Origin of the sequence: Embleya hyalina (assembly GCF_003967355.1) — a bacterium.
In the GTDB taxonomy this organism is placed as follows: Bacteria; Actinomycetota; Actinomycetes; order Streptomycetales; family Streptomycetaceae; genus Embleya; species Embleya hyalina.
In genome coordinates this window covers 553,510-576,997 of record NZ_BIFH01000014.1, presented here as the reverse complement: position 1 = coordinate 576,997, position 23,488 = coordinate 553,510, and the positions used below count along the sequence as shown (strand labels likewise).

10 protein-coding genes are annotated in these 23,488 nt (G+C 72.0%); 1 reads left to right on the top strand and 9 read right to left on the bottom strand.

From position 1 onward, the window contains the following. Positions 1-29: 29 nt before the first annotated feature. The 4 genes from EMA17_RS06745 to EMA17_RS06730 all read right to left on the bottom strand — a co-directional run bounded on the left by EMA17_RS06745 (position 30) and on the right by EMA17_RS06730 (position 5,479). Complete coding sequence (locus EMA17_RS06745) at positions 30-3,119, bottom strand: type I polyketide synthase (protein ID WP_126635972.1); 3,090 nt, start codon at positions 3,117-3,119, stop codon at positions 30-32. A 70-nt stretch (positions 3,120-3,189) separates the two neighbouring features. Beyond that, complete coding sequence (locus tag EMA17_RS06740) at positions 3,190-3,927, bottom strand: thioesterase II family protein (protein WP_126635971.1); 738 nt, start codon at positions 3,925-3,927, stop codon at positions 3,190-3,192. Further along, positions 3,924-5,171 carry a cytochrome P450 gene (locus tag EMA17_RS06735; RefSeq protein WP_126635970.1) on the bottom strand — a complete coding sequence of 416 codons (1,248 nt, stop codon included), beginning with the start codon at positions 5,169-5,171 and terminating at the stop codon, positions 3,924-3,926. Before EMA17_RS06735 ends, EMA17_RS06740 begins: the two co-directional genes overlap by 4 nt. Continuing rightward, positions 5,168-5,479, bottom strand: coding sequence for a phosphopantetheine-binding protein (locus EMA17_RS06730; RefSeq protein WP_126635969.1), 312 nt, complete (start codon positions 5,477-5,479; stop codon positions 5,168-5,170). The genes EMA17_RS06735 and EMA17_RS06730 overlap by 4 nt, the downstream gene beginning before the upstream one ends. Before the next feature lie 519 nt (positions 5,480-5,998). Between EMA17_RS06730 and EMA17_RS06725 the strand changes: the two genes are divergently transcribed. After that, positions 5,999-9,142, top strand: a complete 3,144-nt coding sequence (locus tag EMA17_RS06725) for an AfsR/SARP family transcriptional regulator (protein WP_126635968.1) — start codon at positions 5,999-6,001, stop codon at positions 9,140-9,142. A gap of 18 nt (positions 9,143-9,160) precedes the next feature. Here the strand turns inward: EMA17_RS06725 and EMA17_RS06720 are convergent, their stop codons facing one another. The 5 genes from EMA17_RS06720 to EMA17_RS06700 all read right to left on the bottom strand — a co-directional run bounded on the left by EMA17_RS06720 (position 9,161) and on the right by EMA17_RS06700 (position 23,478). Continuing rightward, positions 9,161-9,922: an ABC transporter permease gene (locus tag EMA17_RS06720; protein ID WP_126635967.1), complete on the bottom strand. Its 762-nt coding sequence runs from the start codon at positions 9,920-9,922 to the stop codon at positions 9,161-9,163. Continuing rightward, the gene (locus tag EMA17_RS06715; RefSeq protein ID WP_126635966.1) at positions 9,919-10,857 is read right to left on the bottom strand and encodes an ATP-binding cassette domain-containing protein; all 939 of its coding nucleotides are present in this window, start codon (positions 10,855-10,857) and stop codon (positions 9,919-9,921) included. Before EMA17_RS06715 ends, EMA17_RS06720 begins: the two co-directional genes overlap by 4 nt. A gap of 133 nt (positions 10,858-10,990) precedes the next feature. After that, a complete protein-coding gene (locus EMA17_RS06710) occupies positions 10,991-11,716 on the bottom strand; it encodes a thioesterase II family protein (protein ID WP_126636135.1) in 726 nt (241 codons plus the stop codon). A gap of 70 nt (positions 11,717-11,786) precedes the next feature. Beyond that, positions 11,787-15,677 (bottom strand): non-ribosomal peptide synthetase, encoded by a 3,891-nt coding sequence (locus EMA17_RS06705; protein ID WP_126635965.1) that lies wholly within the window; start codon positions 15,675-15,677, stop codon positions 11,787-11,789. 4 nt (positions 15,678-15,681) lie between these two features. Then, positions 15,682-23,478: a non-ribosomal peptide synthetase gene (locus tag EMA17_RS06700; protein ID WP_126635964.1), complete on the bottom strand. Its 7,797-nt coding sequence runs from the start codon at positions 23,476-23,478 to the stop codon at positions 15,682-15,684. Positions 23,479-23,488: the final 10 nt, after the last annotated feature.

Sequence of the window (23,488 nt, the reverse complement as noted above, 5' to 3'; positions counted from 1 at the left end):
CCAACGATTGCTCGGACGAACGGGTGGCGCTACACGTATCCGCGGTCGATCAGTTCGTACAATTCGTCGTCGCTGCGGCTCGCCGAAGGTGTCTCCGGCACCGGGTTCGGAGCCGCCGACGAGGTCTGCGGCGGCGATTCCGGCGCCGTTTCCGGGACTTCGGGGACCGTCGGTCCGAGCAGGGCGAAGATGTGCCGGGCGAGCGCCTGTGGGGTCGGGTAGGTGAACGCGACGGTGGCGGGCAGTCGTACCCCGGCCGCCGCCGTGAGCCGGTTGCGCAGCCGTACCGCCATCGAGGACTCGAAGCCCAGGGCCTTGAAGGTCTCGGTCGACCTCGCGGCGAGTTCGGCGCCGGTGACGGGCGCGTCGGGCGCGCTCAGCAGGGCGGCCGTCTCGGCGCACACGAGTTTGCGCACCGAGAGCTCCGAATCCAGGTCATCCGTACGGGAGTTCGGCTCCGTGGGGGTGGCGTCGGCGGGCGGCGTCAGCCAATACCGCTGCCGCCGGAACGGGTAGGTCGGCAGGGCGATCCGGCCCGGCCGGGCCGCGCCGAAGCAGGCCGTCCAGTCCACCGGCACGCCGCGCACGTACAGTTCGGCCGATGCCGCCAGGACCCGACCCAGACTCCCGTCGTCCCGGTGCAGGGTGCCCGACACCACCGGCGAGGCGGCCAGCGCGTCGGCGGTCTCCGCCATCGCCACGGCGAGTACCGGATGCGGGCTGATCTCCACGAACACGCCGCCGGGCTCGCGCATCAGGTCTTCGATCACCTCGCCGAACCGCACCTTGGAGCGCAGGTTGTCGTACCAGTACGAGCCGTCGAGCCCGCGGGTGTCGAGCGGGCCGCCGGTGACCGTGGAGTGGAACGCCGCGACCGATGCCCGGGGGGAGATGCCCTCGGCGGCGGCGAGCACCCGGTCCCGGATACGTTCGACCTGGTGCGAGTGCGACGCGTATTCGATCCTGACCCGGCGCACCCGGACACCGTCGCCGGCCGCCATCGCGGCGAACTCCGCCAGTGCCTCGAGGTCGCCGGAGATCACCACCGAGCCCGGCCCGTTGACCGCGCCCACGCACAACCGCCCGGACCACGGCCGCAACCGCTCCTCGACCCAGTCCGGCGGCGCGAACACCGCGTTCAGCCCGCCCAGTCCGGCCAGTTCGGTCAGCGCCGTGCTGCGCAGCGCGACGACGCGCGCCGCGTCGTCGAGGGAGAGCGCGCCCGACGCGCAGGCCGCGGCGATCTCCCCCTGGGAGTGCCCCACCACCACGTCGGGGACCACACCCAGCGAGCGCCAGACCCGGGCCAGGGACACCATCATCGCGAACAGCGCCGGCTGCACCACGTCGTCGCCGCGCTCGAGCAGCGCCGCCGGGTCCGAACCCGTGACCACGTCGCACAACGACCAGTCCAGCCACGGTTCCAGGGCCCGCGCGCACTCGTCGATCGAGCGGGCGAAGACCTCCGACTCCGCGTACAACCGCCTGCCCATGCCCACCCACTGCGACCCCTGGCCGGGGAAGACGAAGACGATCGGGCCCGGCGGGTTCGCGGCGACCCCGCGCAGCACACGGGCCGAATCGCCGCCCCCCGCAAGCAGATCGAGCCCGCTCAGGGCCTCCTCGCGGTCGGTGCCCAGGACCACCGCCCGGTGGGCGAACGACGCTCGGGTCGAGACCAGCGAGTGACCCACATCGGCCGCCGACGGCGACGCGTCCGCGCTCAGCCGGTCCCGCAACCGTGCCGCTTGCTCGCGCAGGGCGGGCTCGGTACGCGCCGACAACACCCAGGGCACCGTCCCCGTGTCGGCGGCGCGGGCACGCGCTCGCTCCGGCGGCGCCTGTTCGAGGATCACGTGCGCGTTCGTCCCGCCCAGACCGAACGCCGACACCCCCGCCCGTCGCGGCCCCGCGGCCGGGCTCGGCCAGGGCCGGGCGGCGCGCAGGACGTCGAAGTGCCGGTGAAAGTCCGGGATGGCGGGGTTGGGTGTGCGGAAGTTCGGGTGCGGCACCAGGTGCGCACGGTCCAGGCACAGCGCGGCCTTGACGAAGCCGACGATGCCGGCGGCCGGTTCCAGGTGCCCGACGTTGGTCTTGGCCGAGCCGATCACCAGCGGGCGATCGCGCCCGGTCGCCCGGAACACCTCGCGCAGCCCGGCGGCCTCGGCCGGATCGCCGACCCGGGTCCCGGTGCCGTGCGCCTCGACGTAGTCGACGGTGTCGAACGGCACGCCCGACCGCTCCAGCGCGGCCCGGATCACCGCCGCCTGCCCGGCCGGGCTGGGATCCGGCATCCGGCTGGTCGCGCCGCCGCTGCCCACCCCCCAGCCGCGCACCACCGCGTAGATGTGATCGCCGTCGGCGACGGCCAGGTCGAGCCGCTTGAGCAGGACGAACGCCCCGCCCTCGCCCCGGACGAAGCCGCCGGCGCGTTCGTCGAAGGGGAAGCAGCGGCCCTCGGGCGACAACGCGCCCAGGTTCGCCAGGCCGAGGCCCGCTTCCGGGTCGGCGATCAGGTGCACGCCGCCCGCGAGCGCCAGCTCGACCGCGCCGGCGCGGATCCGATCGCACGCGAGCGCCAACGACACGAGCGAGGAGGACTGGCCCGAGTCCGCGCACAGGCTCATCCCGCGCACGTCGAACAGGGTCGAGATCCGGTTCGCGATCAACGCGCCGCCGGAGCCGAGCGCGGCGTAGTGGTCGTCCCGGTCGCCGCCGGACAGCCTGCGCAGCACCTCGTAGCCCGAGGGCGCGCTGCCGACCACGACGTCGACCTCCCGGCCGGCCAGCGCGGACGCCGGTATCCGGGCGTCCTCGACGGCCTCCCAGGCGAGTTCCAGGCCGAGTCGCTGCACGGGGTCCATCGCGGTGGCCTCCGCCGCGTCCGTGCCGAAGAACTCCGCGTCGAACCCGTCGATGGCGTCGAGGAAGGAACCCGCGTTCACCGTGGCGGCGTCCGGGTGGGTCGAGCGCCGCACGTCGGCGGCCCGCCGCTCGGGGAAGGTCCCGATGGTGGACCCGCCGTCGACCAGCAGGCGCCAGAACTCGTCCGGACCGTGCACACCGGGGAAGCGGCACGACATCCCGACGACGGCAATATCGGTGGCTGCGCCACTCATACGAATTCCTTCCGATTCCCTCGCCGGGCGGCGCTCGCGGGCCGCCCCGCCGTCACCGCCGTTGCCGCCGTCACCGCCGGGAGGTCAGCAGTTCCAGCAGCTCGTCCGGCGCGTTCATGAAGTCGTGGTGGCCGCCCTCGACGACCCGGATCTCGACCGAATCCGCGTACCGGTGCCAGCCCTCCAGCTGCTCCGGGGTGACGTCGGGGTCCTCGCGCCAGTGCAGGACGACGATGGGACAGTCCAGCCGAACCGGTTCGACCCTGCGGTAGGCGCGCGCGGCGGCGAGGTCGTCGAGCAGCACGCTCATCCCCACCTCGACCATGTCCGGCCGCGGCTCGATGCCCCGGCCGCGCACCACCGACACCAATTCGGCGTGCAGTTCGGCCTCGGTCATGGTGAGCATGCGATCGCTCGCGGCGTCGTGCGGCGCGGGTTGGCCCGACACGAACAGGCGGTCCGGTCCCGGCAGGTCCAGTTCGGCGAGCCGGACCGCGGTCTCGAACGCGGGCAGCGCGCCCGCGCAGTGCCCGAAGAACGCGAACGGCCGGTCCAGGCGCGACGCCAGCGGTTCCACCAGGGCCGCGGCCAGATCCTCGTAGGTGCCGTAGTGCGGTTCGGCCAGCCGGCTCTCCCGGCCGGGGAACTGCACGGGGCACACCTCGACGTCGTCGATCGTGGCCGGCCAGGCGCTGAACGCGGAGGCGCCGGAGCCGGAGTAGGGGAAGCAGAACAGCCGGGCCGGGTACTCGCCGGCGGGCGGCCGGACGAACCACGGCGACGTGGCGGGGGCGGTGCCGGATGTCATGGCGTCGTTCGTTTCTGGGCGACGATGGGGAGGTGGGTCATCCCGGCGATGAAGTACGACCGCAGATGTTGCGGCTCGCCGTCGAGTTCGATCGACCCGAATCGACCGAGCAGTTCCTCGAAGAAGATGCGCAGCGTCTGCCGGGCCAGCGGTCCGCCGATGCAGTAGTGCGGCCCGAATCCGAACGCGACGTGGCGGTTCTCGCGCCGGGTGACGTCGAATTGGTGCGGGTCGGTGAACTGCGACTCGTCCCGGTTGGCCGACCCGATCCACGCGACGACCGCGCCGCGGGCGGGGATCGTACCGCCGCCGATCTCGGTGTCGTCGACCGCGTAGCGCATGAAGTTGCACGCGGCCGAGGTCCAGCGCAGGCCCTCCTCGACCAGGGACGGCACCAGCGAGGGGTCGGCCTGGACCTTGGCGAACTGCTCGGGCCGCTCGATCAGCGCGTGCACCGTGCCCGAAACGGTGTGCGGCGTGGTCACGTTGGCGCCGAGCAGGATGCTGTAGCCGTCGAGCGCGATCTCCTCGTCGGTCAGCGGCGCGTCGCCCGCCTTCACGGTCATCAGGTGGTCGAGCAGGCTGCCGTCCTCGCCCCCGGCGATCCGCCGCCGTTTGACCCATTCGGTGACATAGGTGACGAGTTCGTGGTGGGAGATGGCCAGCGTCGCGGCCTCGCTGCCGTGCCGGAAGTGCGGGTCCGAGGGCGCGGTGACCATCGCGGTCAGCTGTACCAGCTCGTCCCAGTCCCGTTCGGGGATCCCGAGCAGCGGTCCCGCGACGATCATCGGGAGCCGGTGCGCCTTCTCCGCGAGGTCGAACGTGCCGCCGTCGAGGGCCGGTTCGAGGAAGCGCACGATGGCCTCCCGGATCCGGTCCTGCCACGAGGCCACCGCGCGCGCGGTGAGCCGCGCGCCGATCGCCCGGCGCACCTGGGTGTGCCGCGGCGGATCGGTGGAGGTCATCAGCTTGCCCGCCGCGACGTCGTCCTCCCCGAGGTGGGTGACCACCGTGCCGCGCTCGGAGGTGAACCTCCGGTGGTCGCCGAGCACGGCGCAGACGTCGTCGTAGCGGGTCACCGACCAGAACTCGCGCCCGTCCGGCAGGACCTGGTGGTGCAGCGGCGCCTCGGCGCGCATCACGTCCCAGATCGGGTGCGGATCGCCCGAGGTGTACAGGTCCAGGTCGAACAGGTCGACGCGGTCGAGGTCGATCTCGCGTGCGGCACCCGGCGTCAACCTCACGTTCGCGCCCTTTCCTGTTCGATCAACTCGGCGACCCGGGCCGGGGTCTGGGCCAGGTAGAACCCACGCACGGACAGCGCGACGCCGTAGTCCTGGGACACCCGATCGATGATCTTGATCCCGATCAGCGAATTGCCGCCGATCGCGAAGAAGTCGTCGTCCGCCGCGACCTCGCGACCGTCGAGGTATTCCCCCCACAGCGCCGCGATTTCCCGTACGAGGGCCGTCGGCGCACTCGTCGGCGCCGCCCGCCCCTCCGATGTCTCGTCCTGTCCGCCTCGTTCGTGGATACGCGGCAGCGATTCCATGGCCAGCCTCTCCTTCCTCCGCCGAACGGATCGGGAATGCGCCGGCGAACCGGCATGACGACGCCATCCGCAGGCGTTGCGCCCGCTGTTCGACGATTGGCTCGTGCCGGCGGCACCGGGGACCCCGAGGTGAAAAGCGACCGCCTGTGCACGCCGACCGAAGAGCGTTACGGTGGGCGGCTGTCGGGGCAAACTCGCGTCGCCAACATAAATCGCCGGGGAAACCCGGTGCAAGGGACGGTGGTCCGCGCACACCGACGGACGCCGATGTCCCGCCGACAGGACAGTAATACGGCACGGGCCGTTCAAGGGCCGCCCGGCCTCGATGAATTGCCGTGGATCGCTCGGGCATTGATTCCGGCGCCGCCCGGTTTTTCGGCGGCCGTCGCCGATCGCCCCGAAATCGGTGCCGAATTTCCCGCGCGGTATCGACACGCGGACGCGCCATATCGCGTCCCGGGTCCGTCAAGGTTTCGGGGCCCGGTCGGGCGGGCCGAACAACCGTGGCAAAATCGGCGGGTGCAGATCGGGATGCTGGGTCCTTTCGAGGTTCGCACGGACGCCGGCGGTTCGGCCGACGTGCCGGGCGCGCGGTTGCGCGCGTTGCTGATCGCCCTCGCGCTCAGACCGGGCCACCCCGTCCCCAAGGCCGTGCTCGTGGACTGGATCTGGGGCGAACACCCGCCCGTCGACGCGACCAACGCACTGCAACGCCTGGTGTCCCGGCTGCGCAAGGCGCTGCCCGACGGGCTGATCGAGGGGCAGCCGGACGGCTACCGGCTGACCGTGGAACCCGACGCCGTCGACGCGGTGCGGTTCGAACGCCTCGTCGCCGCGGGGCGCCTGCGCACCGAGGACGCCTCCCGGCGGGTGCGTCTGCTGCGCGAGGCCCTGGACCTGTGGCGCGGTGCGGCCATGCAGGACGTCGGCCTGTCGGACAGCGCGGCGTTCGACGCCGCGATCGTGCGCCTGGAAGGTTTACGCCTGACCGCCACCGAGGAGCGGTTCGACGCGGAGGTCACCCTCGGGCGCGGCGCCGAGGTGGTCACCGAGTTGACCGACCTGGTGACCACACATCCGCTGCGGGAACGGTTCGCCACCGCGCTGATGCGCGCGCTGGTCGCGACCGGGCGCGACAGCGACGCGCTGCTGGTGTACCAGCGCACCAGGCAGGCCCTGGCCGACGAGCTGGGCGTGGGCCCCTCGCCGGAGCTGGCCGCGTTGCATGTCGCGCTGCTGCGGGGCGAGTTGGGGCGGCGGGAGGAGAGCCGCAGGAGCAACCTGCGGGCCGAGCTGACCACCTTCGTCGGGCGGGACGCCGACATCGCCGCGGTCCGCGAACTCGTCACCGAGCACCGGCTCACCACGGTGATCGGGCCGGCCGGGGCGGGCAAGACCAGGTTGGCCACGGAGACCGCCCGCACCCTGCTCGACGACCTGCCGGACGGGGTCTGGCTGGTGGAGCTGGCCGCCATCGGCGCCGACGGCGACGTGGCCCGCTCCACCCTCGCCGGCCTCGGCCTGCGCGACGCGCTGCTCGGCGCGGCGCCCAGCGTGGAGCCGACGGACCGGCTGATCGCCGCGATCCGCGAGCGGGAGGCGCTGCTGATCCTGGACAACTGCGAGCACGTGATCGAGTCCGCGGCGGTGTTCGCCCACCGGGTGCTCGGGGAGTGCCGGCGGCTGCGGATCCTGGCCACGAGCCGGGAGCCGCTGGGCATCACCGGCGAGGCGTTGTGGCTGGTCGAGCCGCTGGCCCTGCCGGGCGCGGACGCGAGCCCCGACGAGATCGAGTCCTCGCCCGCCGTGCGGCTGCTGCGCGACCGGGCCGGGGCGGTGCGCCGGGACCTGTGGGTCGAGGCTCCCGCGCCGGAGACGATGGCGCGCGTGTGCCGGGCGTTGGACGGTATGCCGCTGGCGATCGAACTGGCCGCGGCCCGGTTGCGCACCATGTCGATCTACCAGCTCGCCAACCGGCTCGACGACCGGTTCCGGCTGCTGACCAGCGGCAGTCGGACCGCACTGCCCCGGCACCGGACGCTGCGCGCGGCCGTCGACTGGAGCTGGGAACTGCTCACGCACGTCGAGCGGGTGGTCCTGCGCCGGCTCTCGGTGTTCGCCGGCGGGGCGAGCCTGGAGGCGGCCGAACGGGTCTGCGCCGGCGACGCGGTCGACCCGGAGCAGGTGCTCGAATTGCTCACCGCGCTGACCGAGAAGTCGCTGCTGCTCGTCGAGGGCGATCGTACCCAGCGCTACCGGATGATCGGCACGATCAAGGAGTATTCCCGGCACCGGCTCGCCGAGGCGGGGGAATCGGACCGGGCGCGCCACGCGCACCTGGCCTGGTTCACCGAACTCGCCGAGACCGCGGAGCCGCATCTGCGCCGCGCCGAGCAGTTGGAATGGCTCGCCACGCTGGAGACCGAGCACGACAACATCAGCGCGGCGATGCGCGGCGCACTGGCCGCGGGCGAGGCGCAGGCGGCGATGCGGCTGGCCGCGGGCACGGGTTGGTACTGGTGGCTCAGCGGACACCGGACCGAGGGCATCGAGCTGATCATCGCGGCCACCCGGACGCCGGGCGAGGTGACCGACGAGATCCGGGCCATGGTGTACGCGCTGGTCGTGCTGTTCGTCAGCTCCGGGCGCAGCGACGAGCACCAGGCGGCGGTGTGGATCCGCGAGGCGCACCGGTTCAGCCTGCGCAGCCGGCGCAGGTATCCGCTGCTCGGGCTCGTCGCCGCGCTGGAGCGCCTGTTGCAGGCGCCCGACGCGTTCCTGCCCGCGTTCGAACCGCTGCTCGACAACGAGGACCCGTGGGTGCGCGCGCTGGCCCGGCTGCACCTGGGCAAGATGCGGATCATGCTCGGCCAGGGCGGGCGGGACGCGGACGCGTATCTGGAGATGGCGCTGGCCGAGTTCCGGGAGATCGGCGAGCGGTTCGGGATCTCGTTCGCCCAGACCGAACTGGCGGATCGGATCGCCGTGCGCGGCGAGTTCGCCGGGGCGTGCGAGCACTACGAGCAGGCGATCGCGGTGGTCACCGAGGTCGGTGCCCTGGAGGACGTGATCCGGATGCGTTCGCGGCAGGCCCAGCTGTACTGGCTGTTGGGCGACGCGGAGGCGGGCGCGGCCGCCATGGCCGAGGCGCAGCGGCACGCGAAGCGGGTCACCTGGCCGGACGCGCTGGCCGAGTTGGCCTTCGCCCGGGCGGAACTCGCCCGGTGGGGCGGCGACACCGAGCAGGCGCGCCGGCAACTCGACGTGGCGACGGCCATGTTGGGCGAGGAGGCGCGGCATCCGTACGTCCGCGCGGCGACGCACGATCTGCTCGGCTATCTGGCCGAGGATCTCGACGAGGCGCGCGAGCATCGGGCGGCGGCCTGTCGGGCGGCGACCGAGGCGGGACACGCCCCGGTGATCGCTCAGGTGCTCGTCGGGGTCGCGGACCTGGCGCTGCGTGGCGACGATCCCGTACAGGCCGCGCGGCTGCTCGCGGCGAGCGCGGACGTACGCGGGTTGCCGGACCGCTCCCACCCGGACGCGGCGCGGATCGAGCAGAACGCGCGACGCCGCCTCGGCGACGGGGGTTTCGCCGAGGCGGCTCGGGAGGGGACACGAACGAACTGGTCCCGCTTGGTCGAGGTCACGCTCGCTTCGTGAAGCCGGTGTCGGTCGAGGTCACGCCCGCTTCTTGAAGGTGGAGATCGCCCACACGTAGCCGACGATGGCGAGCCCCAGGCACCAGCCGATGCCCGCGAGCGCGTCGCCGGTCGACGGGTCGCCCGCCAACAGCCCGCGCAGCGTCTCGATGATCGGGGTGAAGGGCTGGTATTCGGCGAACTGACGCACTCCGGCGCCCATCGTGTCCGCGGGCACGATGGCGCTGCTCAGGAACGGCAGCATGATCAGCGGCACGGTGGCCAGGCCGGCCGATTCCGCGGTCTTCGCGGCCAGTCCCACCGCGACGGTGAGCCAGGCGGCGGCGACGGTGAGCAGTACGACGAAGCCGAGCACGCCGAGCCAGTCGAGCGCGCTCGCGTCCGGGTCGAACCCCATCGCGAAGGCCACCGCGACGATCGCCGTGCAGGCCACCAGGCAGCGCACCGTGGTGACGATGACCTGCCCGGTGAGCACGGCGCCGCGGGAGATGTCCATCGCCTTGAAGCGGTTGATGATGCCCTTGGTCATGTCGTCGTTGACGGCCGTCGCGGTGGACCCGAGCCCGTAGCTGACGGCCATCACGAGCATGCCCGGCGTGGAGTAGTCGATGTAGCTCTCGCCGACCTCGAAGGCGCCGCCGAGCACCTTGACGAACATCAGCAGGAGCACGATCGGGAACAGGATCGCGTTGAACAGCACGAGGGGGTTGCGCATGGTGTGCTTGAGGTTGCGGCGCAACATGATCGTCGAGTCGGCCCACGCGGTGGCGACGTTGCTCATGACGCGATCGCCTCCTCGCCGGCGTGCCCGGTCAGGGCGAGGAAGACGTCGTCGAGGTCCGGGGTGTGCACGGAGAACTCCTGGGCGTTGAGCCGGTACTCGTCGAGCCGGTCCAGCAGGGCCCGCAGCGACTTCGACTGGCCGTCGCTGGGCACCCGCAGGAGCAGTTCCTGGTCGTCCCTGGTGCCGCCGCCGAGCACGCGCGCCGCCGCGTCGAGTTCGTCGAGGTCGGCGAACCGGAGCCGGACGTGCGTTCCGGGGACCTGACGCTTGAGCTCGTCGGGGGTGCCCTCGGCGACGAGCCTGCCGTGGTCCAGCACCACGACCCGGTCGGAGAGGTGGTCGGCCTCGTCGAGGTATTGGGTGGTGAGGAAGATGGTGGTGCCGTCGGCCACCAACTCGCGGACGATCCCCCACATCGTGCGTCGGCTGCGCGGGTCCAGGCCCGTGGTCGGCTCGTCCAGGAAGATGATCCGCGGGTCGCCGACCAGCGTCATCGCCAGGTCCAGTTTGCGGGTCATGCCGCCGGAGTAGGTCGAGATGCGCTTGTCCGCCGACTCGACCAGGTCGAAGCGCTCCAGCAGCCGCTCGACCACCCGTTCCCCGGAGCGCACCCGCTTCAGGTCCGCCATCAGTTGCAGGTTCTCCCGACCCGACAACAACTCGTCCACCGCGGCGAATTGACCGGTCACCCCGATCGCCGCGCGTACCTGCCTGGTCGCGGTCACCACGTCGTGCCCGGCGACGTGCACCGTTCCGGAATCGGCCTTCAGCAACGTCGCCAAAACGTTCACCGTCGTCGTCTTGCCCGCCCCGTTCGGGCCGAGCATGGAGAAAACCGATCCCTCGGCGACCTCGAAGTCGATGCCGTCGAGCACCGTCCGGTCGCCGTATGCCTTGCGCAGCCCGGAAACTGCGATCGCCGAACTTTTCATGCATCCACCATTTCCACGGTGACTGTCACCCGACTGTCACACCCCTGACACGGCCGCTGACATGGCCGCCGACATGGCATTCCGTCGTATCGCCCCGGGTCGGGGCACCGCCCCTCCGGCAGGCGGCCGCTCGTCACCGCGTGGTGTCGTGGGCGGATTGTGCCTCGATCAGATCCAGGATCTCCCGGGCGTGATCGACCAGATACATGTGATCGCCCGGGAATTCCGCGTATTCGAACGTGCTCGTGGTCGCGTCCCGCCACTCCCGGGCCTGGTCCGCGTCGACCAGGCCGTCGTGGCTGCCGCGAATCGAGCAGATCGGCACCGACACGGGGTCGTCGGTGCTCGGAAGGTAGTTCTCGTGCATCTCGCAGTCGGCCTGCAACACGGGCAGGATCAGCTCGCGCATCTCCGGATGGTCCAGAGCCTCGTGCCGAAACCCGGCGAACTCCTCCACCCGGGCCAGGAATTCCTCGTCCGGCAGACCGGTCGCCCGCCGCTCGCGCTGGGTCCACGGACCCGGCGAGCCACTGACCACCAGCCGCTCGACGGGTACCCCGCGCGTGCTCAGCAGATGCACCAACTCGTATGCCAGCACCGCGCCCAGGCTGTGCCCGAACAACACGGTCCGCGTCCCCCGGCCGAGGTTCGCGACGATCTCGTCGACCGAGTTCTTGGCCGCCTCGACCACGTTGCGATACGGCGTCTCCAGGATCCGCCGTTCCCGGCCCGGCAGTTCGACCGGGACCACCCGCCACCGGTCCGCGGCCGGTGCCCGCCACGGGTGGAAGAACGACGGTCCCGCTCCGGCGAACGGCACGCACAACAGCGCGGTTTGCTCCCGGTCCGGCGCGGACATGCCGGGTGCGCTCACCCCGACCAACCCCAATCATGTATTCGATCGTTCATGGAAATCCGGCGAGATCCCGCTACGGTCGGTCGACGGCCGTTCGCTCCGCGTCCGCGAGCTTGCGGACCACGACCTCCATGACCTCGGCCACGGGCGCGGGCATGTTCATCTCGTGGTGCGTGGCGCGCACGTCGTGCACCTCGATGTCACCCAGGACCAGCGGTCGCCACATGTGCGCGTAGAGATCGTCCTTGAGCGTCGCGCTGAAGAACACCACGTCGCCGCGGTAGACCGGCGATTGGAAGGACATGATGTGCCGGGTGTTGTTGGCCAACACCTTCGACATGGTGTCCAGGAAGTCCTGTTGGTTGTCGGTGCCGATGTACTGGCCGAAGAACTCCTCGAGTTCGTCCCGGTAGTCCTCCAGCGTCTTGCCGGCGTGGATCTCCGAGAAGCCCTCGCCGCCCGGCTGGGAGTCGAGGATGGCCACCAGGGCGACCTCGTGCCCGCGCCGGTCGAGCCCCTCCGCGACGGCCTGCACGACGGTGCCGCCGTAGGACCAGCCGATGAGGTAAAAGGGGCCTTCCGGCTGGATCTTCAACATCTCGGCGATGTAGTCGTCGACCATCTCCTCGACGGAGCCCGCCAGGGCGTCCACGCCGTTGGAGCCGCGTGACTGCAGGGCGTAGGCCGGGCGGTCCGGCACGTGCATCACGAAGCTGAAGTAGGCCCAGCCCAGGCCGCCTCCCCCGTGGAAGAACCACAGGGGCTCCTTGCCCGTCCCGGGATCGTTGTTCAGCGGCAGCACCACCCCGAACGGGTCGACGTTGTCGCCCACGGGGATGCCGCCGATGAGCACGAGCGAGGCCAACTCGGCCACCGTCGGGAACTTGATGATCGTCCTGAGGGGCACGTCGACGTGGAACATGGCGCGGATGCGCACGCTGAGTCGGGTGGCCATCAGCGAGTGCCCGCCGAGGGCGAAGAAGTCCTCGTGGATGCCGACGCTCTCCCGGCCGAGCAACTCGCCGAAGAGCGCGCACAACTTCTCCTCGGTGACGTCGCGGGGCCCTTCGCCGACCGCGGCGCCGGTCTGCTCCGCGGGCAGTGCCGCCCGGTCGAGCTTGCCGTTGGGCGTCAGCGGGATCCGCGAGAGCGCGATCACCGAGGCGGGCACCATGTACTCGGGCAGGCGCCCGCGCAGGTGCTCGGTCAGTTCGGCGAGCAGCGCGACGGTCGCCTCGTCGTCGTACACGCGCGGCCCCTCGCCGGCCGCCGCGCCGGGATCGGCCGATCCGCCGACGGTGGACGCGGGCACCACGTAACCCACGATCTGCCGGTCGTCCTCCCGGTCCTCGCGGACCACCACCGCCGCCTGCGCGACCGCGGGATGCCCGGCCAGCGCGTGCTCGATCTCCCCCAACTCGATCCGGTAGCCCCGGATCTTCACCTGGTGGTCGGTGCGCGCGATGTACTCCAGGAGGCCGTCGCGGTTCCACCGCGCCAGGTCCCCGGTGCGGTACATCCGCGCCCCGGCCGGGCCGAACGGGCACGGCACGAACCGCTCCGCGGTCAGGTCCGGCCGACCCTGATAGCCGCGCGCCATACCGGTACCGGCGATGTACAGCTCGCCCTGTACCCCGCGCGGCACCGGGCGCAGCCGCGCGTCGAGCAGGTACACCTGCGTGTTGCCGACCGGAGTCCCGATCGCGACCCCCGCCCCGGCCTTGACCGGCGCCATGGTCGACCACGTCGTGGTCTCGGTGGGGCCGTACCAGTTGCCCACCTCGACGGCCTGGTCGGCCAGCGCCTCGGCCAGCCGTACCGGTACCGCCTCCGCGCCGGTGATGATCCGCAGGCCCCGCGCGGCGGTCGGCTCGTGGGTCAGCACCATCTGCCAGAACGCGGGTGTGGCCTGCACCACGGTGACCCCGTGCCGGCGCAGGAACGCCACCATCCTCGACGGTTCGGTGACCGTGTCCCTGGTCGCCATGACCATGGTCGCGCCGCAGACGAACGGCAGGTAGAGCTCGGTGTTGGCCATGTCGAACGACACCGTCGTGCTGAACAGCATGCGGTCGTCGGGCGACAGCGGGAACCGCCGCCGCGTCGCGGCCACGAAGTTGGCCAGCGCGCCGCGCGGGATCGCCACCCCCTTCGGGGTTCCGGTCGAGCCCGACGTGTAGATCACGTACTGGGTGTTGTCGGGCCGTACGACCACCTCCGGCGCCGAGTCCGGGTATCCCGAACAATCCGCGCCGGCCAACGTGTCCGCGTCGAGCACCAGGAGCGGATCCGCCTGACCGAGGACGTGGTCGATCCGCGAGCGCGGGTGGTCGGGATCGACCGGGACGTAGGCTCCGCCGGCCTTGAGCACCGCGAGGATCGCCACCATCAGGTTCACCGTGCGCGGCAGGCACACCGCGACCAGGGACTCGGCCCGCACGCCGCGCTCGACCAGCCAGTGCGCCAGCCGGTTCGACCGGACGTCCAGTTCCCGATAGGTGAGCGTCTCCTCCTCGCCGATCACGGCGAGGGCCTGCGGTGTCGCCTCCACCTGCCGGTGGATCACCGCCAACAGCCCCTGGTCCAGGCTGGGTTCGGTGGTGTCGTTGACCTCGACGAGCAGTTGTTCGCGCTCTCCCCGGACCAGCACGTCGATGTCCTTGACGCGCACGCCCGGGTCGGCCACCACCTGCTCCAGGACCCGGACGAACCGGGCGGCCATGTCCTCGACCGTGCCCCGGTCGAACAGTCGGCCCGAATACTGGATGTCGCCGTGCAGTCGGCCCGCCTCGTCCATGCCCATGCTGAAGAACAGGTCGACCATCGTCTTCTGGGTGAGCGCCTGCTGGAACTCGACCCGGAGCCCGGGGAGTTCGAAGCTGGGCCGGGCGTAGTTCTGCCAGCCGCACATCACCTGGAACAGCGGCCGGTACTCGGCCGAGCGGTCGGGGTTGAGCGTCTCCACCAGCACGTCGAACGGCACGTCCTGCTGCTCGTAGGCGGACAGCGCCTTGTTGCGCGTCCGGGTGAGCAGATCGACGAAGGACGGGTCGCCCGAGAGGTCCACGCGCAGCACCAGGTTGTTCACGAAGCAGCCGATCAAGTCCGCGAGCGCGTCGTCGGTGCGGCCGGCGATCGGGGTGGCGATCGGCACGTCGTCCCCGGCGCCGAGCCTGCTCAGCAGCACCGCCACCGCGGACTGCACGACCATCGCCATCGTCGTGCCGCGCTCGGTGGCCAGCTTCTCCAGCCCGGCCGACACCTCCCGGGTCGCCACGAGGGCGACCGCGTCGCCGGCGGTGTCCGTCTCCACCGATCGCGGGCGATCCAGCGGCAGGTTCAACGGCTCGGGGACACCTTCGAGTTCGTCGCGCCAGTACTCGATCTGGGTCGCGACCAGGCTCTCCGGGTCGTCCACGTCGCCGAGGACCTCGCGCTGCCACAGCGTGTAGTCCTTGTACTGCACGGGCAGCGGCTCCCACTCCGGTGCCCGACCGTCGCGGCGCGCGGTGTAGGCCACGCCCAGGTCTCGGGCCAGCGGCGCGCCCGAGCTGCCGTCGGTGGCGATGTGGTGGATCACCACGGCCAGCACGTGGTCCTCGGGCGAGCAGCGGAACAGGCTGGCCCGAAACGGGATTTCGGTCGCCAGGTCGAACCCGTGCGCGACGGCCTCGTCGACCGCGCCGGACACGTCCTCGGCGGCCAGTTCGACCACCGGCATCCGCGCCTGCGGCAGTGCCTGCGCCAGGGGCAGGATCCGCTGGTGCGGTTCACCGTCGTCGTCGGTCACGTACGTGGTGCGCAGGACCTCGTGCCGCTCGACCACGTCCCGGACCGCCGCGGCCAGGGCGTCCCGGTCCAGCGCCCCGGTCAGCCGGAACGCCGCCGCCATGTTCCAGGTCTCCCCACCCTCCAGTTGGTGCAGGAACCAGTAGCGACGCTGTGCGAATGACAGCGGAATCATTGCCTCACTCCTCTACGGTCATCTTGCGCAAACCGGGGCGGCGGGGAGCCGTCGGTTCCTCCGACCACGGTGCGAGCGCGGCCACTGTCGGCAGGTCGAAGATCTTGCGGATGGGTATCTCGATCCCCAGGTCGGCGCGGGCCCGGCTGATCAGCCGGGTGGCGAGCAGGGAGTGCCCGCCGAGCGCGAAGAAGTTGTCGTCGATGCCGACCCGGTCGATGCCGAGCACCTCGGCGAACAGTCGGACCAGGGCCTGCTCGCGGGCATTGCGCGGTGCCCGGTAGGCGGTCGTGCCGATCTCCGGCTCGGGCAGCGCGGACCGGTCCAGCTTGCCGTTGGGCATCAGCGGCAGCCGGTCCAGGAACATCAGGACCGACGGCACCATGTACTCGGGCAGCCGCTCGGCGAGGAACCCGCGCACGGCGTCGGCGTCGGCCTCGCCCGACGACACCAGGTACGCGACGAGCCGCGTGCCGACGCCGGTGCCCCGGGTGAGCACGGCGGCCCGCGCGATGTCGGGGTGCGCGGTGAGCGCGGCCTCGACCTCGGCGGGCTCGATCCGGAAGCCGCGCAGCTTGACCTGCGCGTCCCCCCGGCCCACGTACCGCAGTTCGCCCTCGGTGTTCCAGCGGGCCAGGTCCCCGGTGCGGTACATGCGCGAGCCGGCCGGGCCGAACGGGTCGGCGAGGAAGCGCTCCGCGGTCGATCCGGTGTTGCCGTGGTAGCCGCGGCCGACGTTCCCGCCGACGTACAACTCGCCGACCGCGCCGGGCGGCACCGGCGCGAGGTCGGGGCCGAGGAGATAGGCCCGCATGTTGCCGAGCGGGGTGCCGACGGGCGCGCTGCCCGCCCATTCCCGGGTGTCGCCGGAGACGGTACTGGTGGTGGCGTAGAACGACTCGCTCTGCCCGTAGGCGTTGACGATCCGTACGCCGGGGAATGCCTCGCGCGTCTTGTCGACGAGCGACGGCGGCAGGGCCTCGCCGGCGAAGACGACCGTCTCCACCTCGACCCGGTCGCGGATCCGGTCGACGAGTTCGGCGAAGGCCGACGGCACGGTGGACACGACCGCGCCGCTCCAGCTCTCCCGCTCGTCCAGCACCAGTACGTCGCGGACCACGTCGACGACGCCGCCGGCGGCGAGGGTGGTGAAGATCTCGAACGCCGAGACGTCGAAGTTGATCGACGTGCCCGCCAGGAGGCGTTTGCCCGGCTCCATGCCCACCCGGGATGCGAGCCGCAGTACGCCGTTGACCACGTTGGAATGGGTGATCGCGACGCCCTTGGGCTTGCCCGTGGATCCGGAGGTGTACAGCACGTACGCCAACTGCTCGGCGTACGGCGGCCGTTCGAGGGCGGCGCGGGCGGTGGACAGGTCGAGCGCGTCGAGGAACACGTCCGGCGCGTCGTGCTCCGGCAGCGCCGCGACCGTCGCGGAGTCGGTCAGGACCAGGCGCGGGCGCGCCTCCTCGAGGATGGCCCGCAGGCGTTGGCCGGGGTATTTGGGATCGACCGGCAGATACGCGCCGCCGGCCTTCAGGACCGCGAGCAGTGCGACCACCAGGTCGGCCGAGCGCGGCAGCGACACCGCCACGGGCGACTCCGGGCGCACCCCGAGCTCGACCAGTTCCCGCGCCAGACGATCGACCCGGGCCGCCAGCTCGCGGTACGTCAGCGACTCGCCCTCGGCGACCACCGCGACCGCGTCCGGGGTGCGCGCCACCTGGGCCTCGACCAGTTCGGTGACGCTCATGTCCGGGGTCGGCACGGCCGTGTCGTTGAACGCGACGAGCAGGCGCTCGCGTTCGGCCGGATCCAGCGTCTCGACCCGGGCGACCTTGCGTCCGGGGTCGGCCACGAGCTGCCGCAGGATGCGCAGGAAGCGGGCCGCGATCGCCTCCACGGCGGCCCGGTCGAAGGCGCCCGGCGCGTACTGGAGGATGAACTCCAGGTGCGGGTCGGCGGCCACCATCAGGGCCAGCGGGTAGTGGGTGCCGTTGTTCGGGCGCAGACCGGTGAAGGTGATCCCGTCCGCGGCGGCGCCGGCGGCGGTCAGGCCCTCGCGGTCGATGGGATACGACTCGAAGACCACCAGGGTGTCGAAGAGGGACGGCAGGCCGACGGCCTGTTGCATCTCGGTGAGCCCGTGGTGGTGGTGCTCCATCAGGTCGGCCTGTCGGCCCTGCAACCGGTCCAGGACCTCGCCGACGGTGTCGCCGGGAGCGTGGCGCACACGGACGGGAACGGTGTTGATGAACATCCCGACCATCGACTCGACGCCCGGCACCGCGGGCGGGCGCCCGGAGACGGTGGCGCCGAAGACCACGTCCCGACGGTTGGTGAGTCGGCCGAGCAGCAGCGCCCAGGCGCCCTGCACCAGGTTGTTGACGGTGATGCCCATCGCGGCGGCCCGGCGGCTCAGCTCGCGCGCCTCGTCGACCGGGAGGGCGATCTCCAGCTGGTCGAGAGCGCCCTCGCCCACGCCGGCGGAGCCGGGGGCGAGCAGGGTCGGCTCCTCGACCCCGTCGAGTTCGGTCGCCCACGCCCGGGCCGTCTCGTCCTCGTCCCGCCGGGCCCGCCACGCCAGGAACTCGCCGTAGCCGCGGCTTTCCGGCAGGTCGGCCGGATCGCCTCCGGAGGCGTAGAGCAGGAGCAGATCGCGCATCAGCAACGGCATCGACCAGCCGTCGAACAGCACGTGGTGGGCGGTCATCACGAACTCCGCCCGCCCGGACTCCAGGGTGACCAGGGCCAGTCGCATCAGGGGCGGGGTGCGCACGTCGAAGTGGGCGGCCCGGTCCCGGACGAGGAATCGCTCGAACGTCTCGGTCCGCTCCGCCTCGCCGGCCGAGGTCAGGTCGAGGTGTGTCCAGGGGAGGGTCACCCCCCGCGCCGGCACCGCCTGCACGAGGCCGCCGTCGGCCCGCTCGACGAACGCCGCGCGCAGGTTGGTGTGCCGCTCCAGCAGGGCCTGTCCGGCCCGACGCATGCGTTCCGGGTCGACCTCGCCGGAGAGTTGGAAGACCAGCTGCACGTGGTAGGCGTCGAAGGACGCCCCGGCCAGCATGGTGTGGAACAACATCCCCGACTGCGCCGGGGTGGTCGGCCAGATCTCGGTCAGCCGGCCGAGCCGGGCCTCCCAGCCGTCGATCTCCTCCTGGCGCACCTCGACCAGCGGCGCGTCGGACGGGGTCAGCCCGCCCGCGTCGGGGGTCGCGGCGTGCCGGGCCAGCGCGGTCGAGGCCTCGACCCACAGCCCGGCCAGCTCGGTCACGTCCTCGCGGGAGAGCACCCCGGTGGGGAAGGCGAAGTAGGCGGTCAACTCGTCGCCGGCGGCGGTGGGCGTGGCCACCACGTCGATCTCCAGGGCCGAGAGCACCGGCATGTCCGCGTCCGGCGCGGCGATCAGGTCCGGGTGCGTGGTGTCCGGCGCCCATCCCAGGCCGCGCAGGTCCGCGGGGATGTCGGTGCCGGAGGCCCGGCCGAGGTAGTTGAACCCGATCTGCGGTTCCCGCTCGGCGGCCAGCGTGCCGGCGGTGTCCTCGTTGAGCCGGCGCAGCAGGCCGTAGCCGATGCCGTTGTCCGGCACCGCGCGCAACTGCTCCTTGACCGCCTTGATCGCCAGACCGGCGGCCGGGCCGCCGGCGAACGCGTCCGCCAGGTCGATCCCGGCCAGGTCGAGCCGTACCGGGAACGAGGAGGTGAACCATCCGATCGTGCCCGACAGGTCGGCGCCGGGGATCACGTGCTCCTCCCGGCCGTGCCGCTCCATCCGCACCAGCGCCGAGGACTCGGACCCGCCCCGGGTACGGCGCCGCCGCGCCAGCGCCAGCGCGAGCGCGGCCAACAGCGCGTCGTCGGCCCCGCCGCGGAACACCGTCGGGACCGTGGTCAGCAGCGCCTCGGTGACATCGGCCGGCACCCGGACCCGCACCGTGTCCACGGTGGCCGCGACATCGCGCGTGCGGTCGAGTTCCCGGGCGCCGAGCACGGGCTCGTCGCCGCTCAGGATCCGCTGCCACACGGGCAGTTCCGCCACACGCGCCGCGTCGACCGCCTCGTCGGCCAGGGCATGCGCCCACCGGCGCAGCGAGGTTCCCGCCGACGCCGGTTCGGGGGCGCGGCCGTCCCGGATCCGTTGCCACGCGCGGATCAGGTCCGGTACCAGGATCCGCCACGACACCCCGTCGACGACCAGGTGGTGCAGCACGATCAACAACCGGCCCGCGCCCGGGTCGGCGGCGAACCACACGAACTGCGCCACGACCCCCGCGTCCGGATCCAACCGGCCTGCGGCCGCGTCCAGTTCGGCGGTGACATCGGCGTCGCCGCTGGGTACCTCGCGCAGCAGCGCGCCGGCGTCCACACTGCCGGGCGGCTCGATCCACAGGCCCGGCCGGGCCCGGTCGAGCCGCGAGCGCAACACGTCGTGCCGGTCCAGCACGGCCTGGAGCGCGGCGAGCAGTTCCGCGCGGTCGATGCCCTCGGGCAGGGTCAGCATCGCCGACATCGAGAACCGCCCGATGCCACCGCCGAGCGCGAGGACGTGCGCCGCCATCGGTGTCAGCGGGGCGGGGCCGACGCCGCCGCCGGGCAACTCGGCCAGGGTCGGCCCCTCTTCGGCGTCCCGCCCCGCGACCAGCTCGGCGAGCCGAGCGACCGTGCGGTGCTCGAAGATCTCCCGGACGCCGACCGTGATGCCCCTGGCCTTGGCCCGGGCCACGACCTGGACGGAGCGGATGCTGTCGCCGCCCAGCGCGAAGTAGTCGTCGGCGATCCCGACGTTCTCCAGACCGAGCACTTCGGCGAACACCGCGCACAGGGTCCGCTCGCGCCGGTTCCGCGGCGCCCGGCCGGTCGACACCTGTGCGTAGTCCGGCGCCGGCAGCGCCCGCCGGTCGAGTTTCCCGTTCGGCGTCAGCGGAATCGCGGAGAGCGGGACGATCGCGGCGGGCACCATGTAGTCGGGCAGCCGGGTGCGCAGGTGTTCGCGCAGGTCGGCGAGCAGGGTGCCGTCCCGGGACGGCTCCGGGGCATCGGCCTCGGTCGGCACGAGGTCCGGCGCGAGGTCCGCCGCGGCGTCGACCTCGGAGTCGGCCCCGGGGTCGGCCCCGGAGTTCGGTTCTGCGCCCGGCTCGGGATCCGGCTCCGGAACCACGTAGGCGACCAGCCGCTTGTCGTCCCCGTCCTCGCGCACCACGACCACCGCCTGCGTCACGCCGGGGTGTGCCGCCAATACATGCTCGATCTCGCCGAGTTCGATCCGGAATCCGCGGACCTTGACCTGGAAGTCGGTCCGTCCGACGTAGTGCAGCCGTCCCTCCCGGCCCCAGCGCACGAGGTCCCCGGTGCGATACATCCGGGCGCCGGCGGGACCGAACGGACAGGCGACGAAGCGTCCGACGGTCAGGTCGGGGCGCCCGTGGTATCCGCGGGCCAGACCGTCGCCGGCGATGTACAACTCGCCGTCGACCCCGCGCGGGACCGGCCGCAGCCGCGCATCCAGCACGTAGACACGGGTATTCCCGATGGGTGTGCCGATCGCCGGGGCGCCGGATCCGGGCGCGACGCTCGCGCTCGTCGACCAGATCGTCGTCTCGGTCGGGCCGTACACGTTGAGCACGTCGACGGCTTGGTCGGCCAACGTCTCGGCCAGCCGCTGCGGCAGCGCCTCGCCGCCGACCAGGACCCGCAAGCCCGTCGCGGCGGTCGGCTCGTGGGTCAGCAACATCTGCCAGAACGCGGGCGTCGCCTGCACGACGGTGACCCCGTGCCGGCCGATCGTCGCCACGGCGGCGGACGGATCGGACACGGTGTCCTTGTTCGCGAGCACCACCGCCGCCCCGGAGGTCAACGGCAGGTACAGCTCCAGTGCCGCGATGTCGAACGAGATCGTCGTCACGGCGAGCAGTCGATCCGCGGGCGACAGCGGGACCCGCCGACTCATCGTGGCCAGGAAGTTCGTCAGCGCGCCGCGCGGGACCGCCACACCCTTCGGGTTGCCGGTCGAACCGGAGGTGTAGATGACATACGCGGTGTTGTCCGGCGACACCCGCACGGCCAGCGCCGAGTCCGGGCCCGAGGACAGGTCCATCCCGGCCCATGTCCCGGTGTCCAGCACGAGCACCGGACGGGAGTCCGCCAGGATGTGGTCGATCCGGGAACCCGGGTGCTCCGGGTCGATCGGGATGTAGGCGGCACCGGCCTTCTGTGTCGCGAGCAGCGCGACCACGAGGTCCGCAGAGCGGGGCAGCCGGACGGCGACCGGCGATTCCGGCCGCACCCCGCGCTCGATCAGCCGGTGCGCCAGCCGGTTGGCCCGGGTGTCCAACTCCCGATAGGTCAGCGACCGCTCCTCGTCGATGACGGCGAGCGCGTCGGGGGTCGCGCGGGCGTGCCGTGCCACCGTCTCCACGAGGTCGGCGGCGGGGATCGGCTCGACCGTGTCGTTCGCCGTGCGCAGCAGCCACTCACGCTCGTCCGCGCCGAGCACGTCGAGGTCGCCGACGCCCACCCCCGGATCGGCGACCACCAGTTCCAGGATGCGGACGAACCGCTCGACGATGTCGGCCGCCGTGGCCCGGTCGAACAGTTCGGTCGCGTACTCGAGTCGGCCGTGCGCGCGTCCGGTCGCGTCCGGGACCACGTTGAGGAACAGGTCGACCTTGGCGGTGTCGGTGCCCACCGGCACCGGTGTGACCCGCAGACCGGGTATCTCGATCGGCGGCCACACGAACTGCCATGCCAGCATCACCTGGAACAGCGGCTGATACGCGGTGGACCGTTCCAGGTCGAGCAGTTCCACCAGTCGCTCGAACGGCACGTCCTGGTTGTCGTAGGCGGCCAGGGACTTGTCCCGCACCTGTTCCAGCAGTTCGCCGAACGTGGGGTTGCGGGACAGATCGGCGCGCAGCACCCAGGTGTTGACGAAGAACCCGATCAGATCGGCGAGGGCCTCGTCGGTGCGCCCCTCGATCGGGCTGCCGATCGTCACGTCGTCGCCGCCGCCGAGGGTGCGCAGCAGCACCGCCAGCGCCGCCTGGGCCACCATCGGCGCCGTCGCCCCGCGGTCCGCGGCCAACTTCCCGAGCCGGGTGAGCAACTCGGGTTCCAGCTCGAAGGAGACGTGGCCGCCGTCGTGGCCGGCCACCGTCGGTCGCGGCCGGTCGAGCGGCAGCTGCAACGGCTGCGGCACTCCGGCCAGTTCCCCTCGCCAGTAGTCGAGTTGCGTCGCGGCGATGCTGTTCGGGTCGGCCTCGTCGCCGAGCAACTGCTGCTGCCACAGCGTGTAGTCCTTGTACTGCACCGGAAGCGCCGTCCACTCCGGCTCGCTCCCCTGCCGCCGGGCCGCGTACGCCGACACCAGATCCCGCAGGAACGGCGCCATCGACGATCCGTCGGCGGCGATGTGGTGGAACACGAACACCAGGACGTGCTCCTGCGGGGCGACCCGCAGGAGGGTCACCCGCAGGGGCAGGTCGGTGTGCAGTTCGAACCCCTCGCAGGCGACCTCCCGCGTCACGGCCTCGACCGCCTCCGCCGCCACGTCGACCACCCGAAACCTCGGGACGGCCTCCTCCGGGGCCAGGATCCGCTGCTCCGGCGTTCCGTCGGCGTCCTCCACGATCAGGGTGCGCAGGCTCTCGTGCCGGGTGACGATGTCCGTCACCGCCGCGGCCAGGGCCGCCGTGTCCGGTGGCCCGTCCAGGCGGAGCACGAACGGAATGTTGTAGGTCGCGGACGAGCCTTCCAGACGGTGGAGGAACCACAGCCGACGCTGGGCGAAGGACAACGGGATCATCGACGCTTCT

Excerpts from the sequence above, each read along its gene's own strand:
- EMA17_RS06700 (WP_126635964.1), bottom strand. The coding sequence starts at position 23,478 with ATGATCCCGTTGTCCTTCGCCCAGCGTCGGCTGTGGTTCCTCCACCGT.
- EMA17_RS06705 (WP_126635965.1), bottom strand. The coding sequence starts at position 15,677 with ATGATTCCGCTGTCATTCGCACAGCGTCGCTACTGGTTCCTGCACCAA.
- EMA17_RS06730 (WP_126635969.1), bottom strand. The coding sequence starts at position 5,479 with ATGGAATCGCTGCCGCGTATCCACGAACGAGGCGGACAGGACGAGACA.
- EMA17_RS06745 (WP_126635972.1), bottom strand. The coding sequence starts at position 3,119 with ATGAGTGGCGCAGCCACCGATATTGCCGTCGTCGGGATGTCGTGCCGC.
- EMA17_RS06710 (WP_126636135.1), bottom strand. The coding sequence starts at position 11,716 with ATGTCCGCGCCGGACCGGGAGCAAACCGCGCTGTTGTGCGTGCCGTTC.
- EMA17_RS06720 (WP_126635967.1), bottom strand. The coding sequence starts at position 9,922 with ATGAGCAACGTCGCCACCGCGTGGGCCGACTCGACGATCATGTTGCGC.
- EMA17_RS06740 (WP_126635971.1), bottom strand. The coding sequence starts at position 3,927 with ATGACATCCGGCACCGCCCCCGCCACGTCGCCGTGGTTCGTCCGGCCG.
- EMA17_RS06715 (WP_126635966.1), bottom strand. The coding sequence starts at position 10,857 with ATGAAAAGTTCGGCGATCGCAGTTTCCGGGCTGCGCAAGGCATACGGC.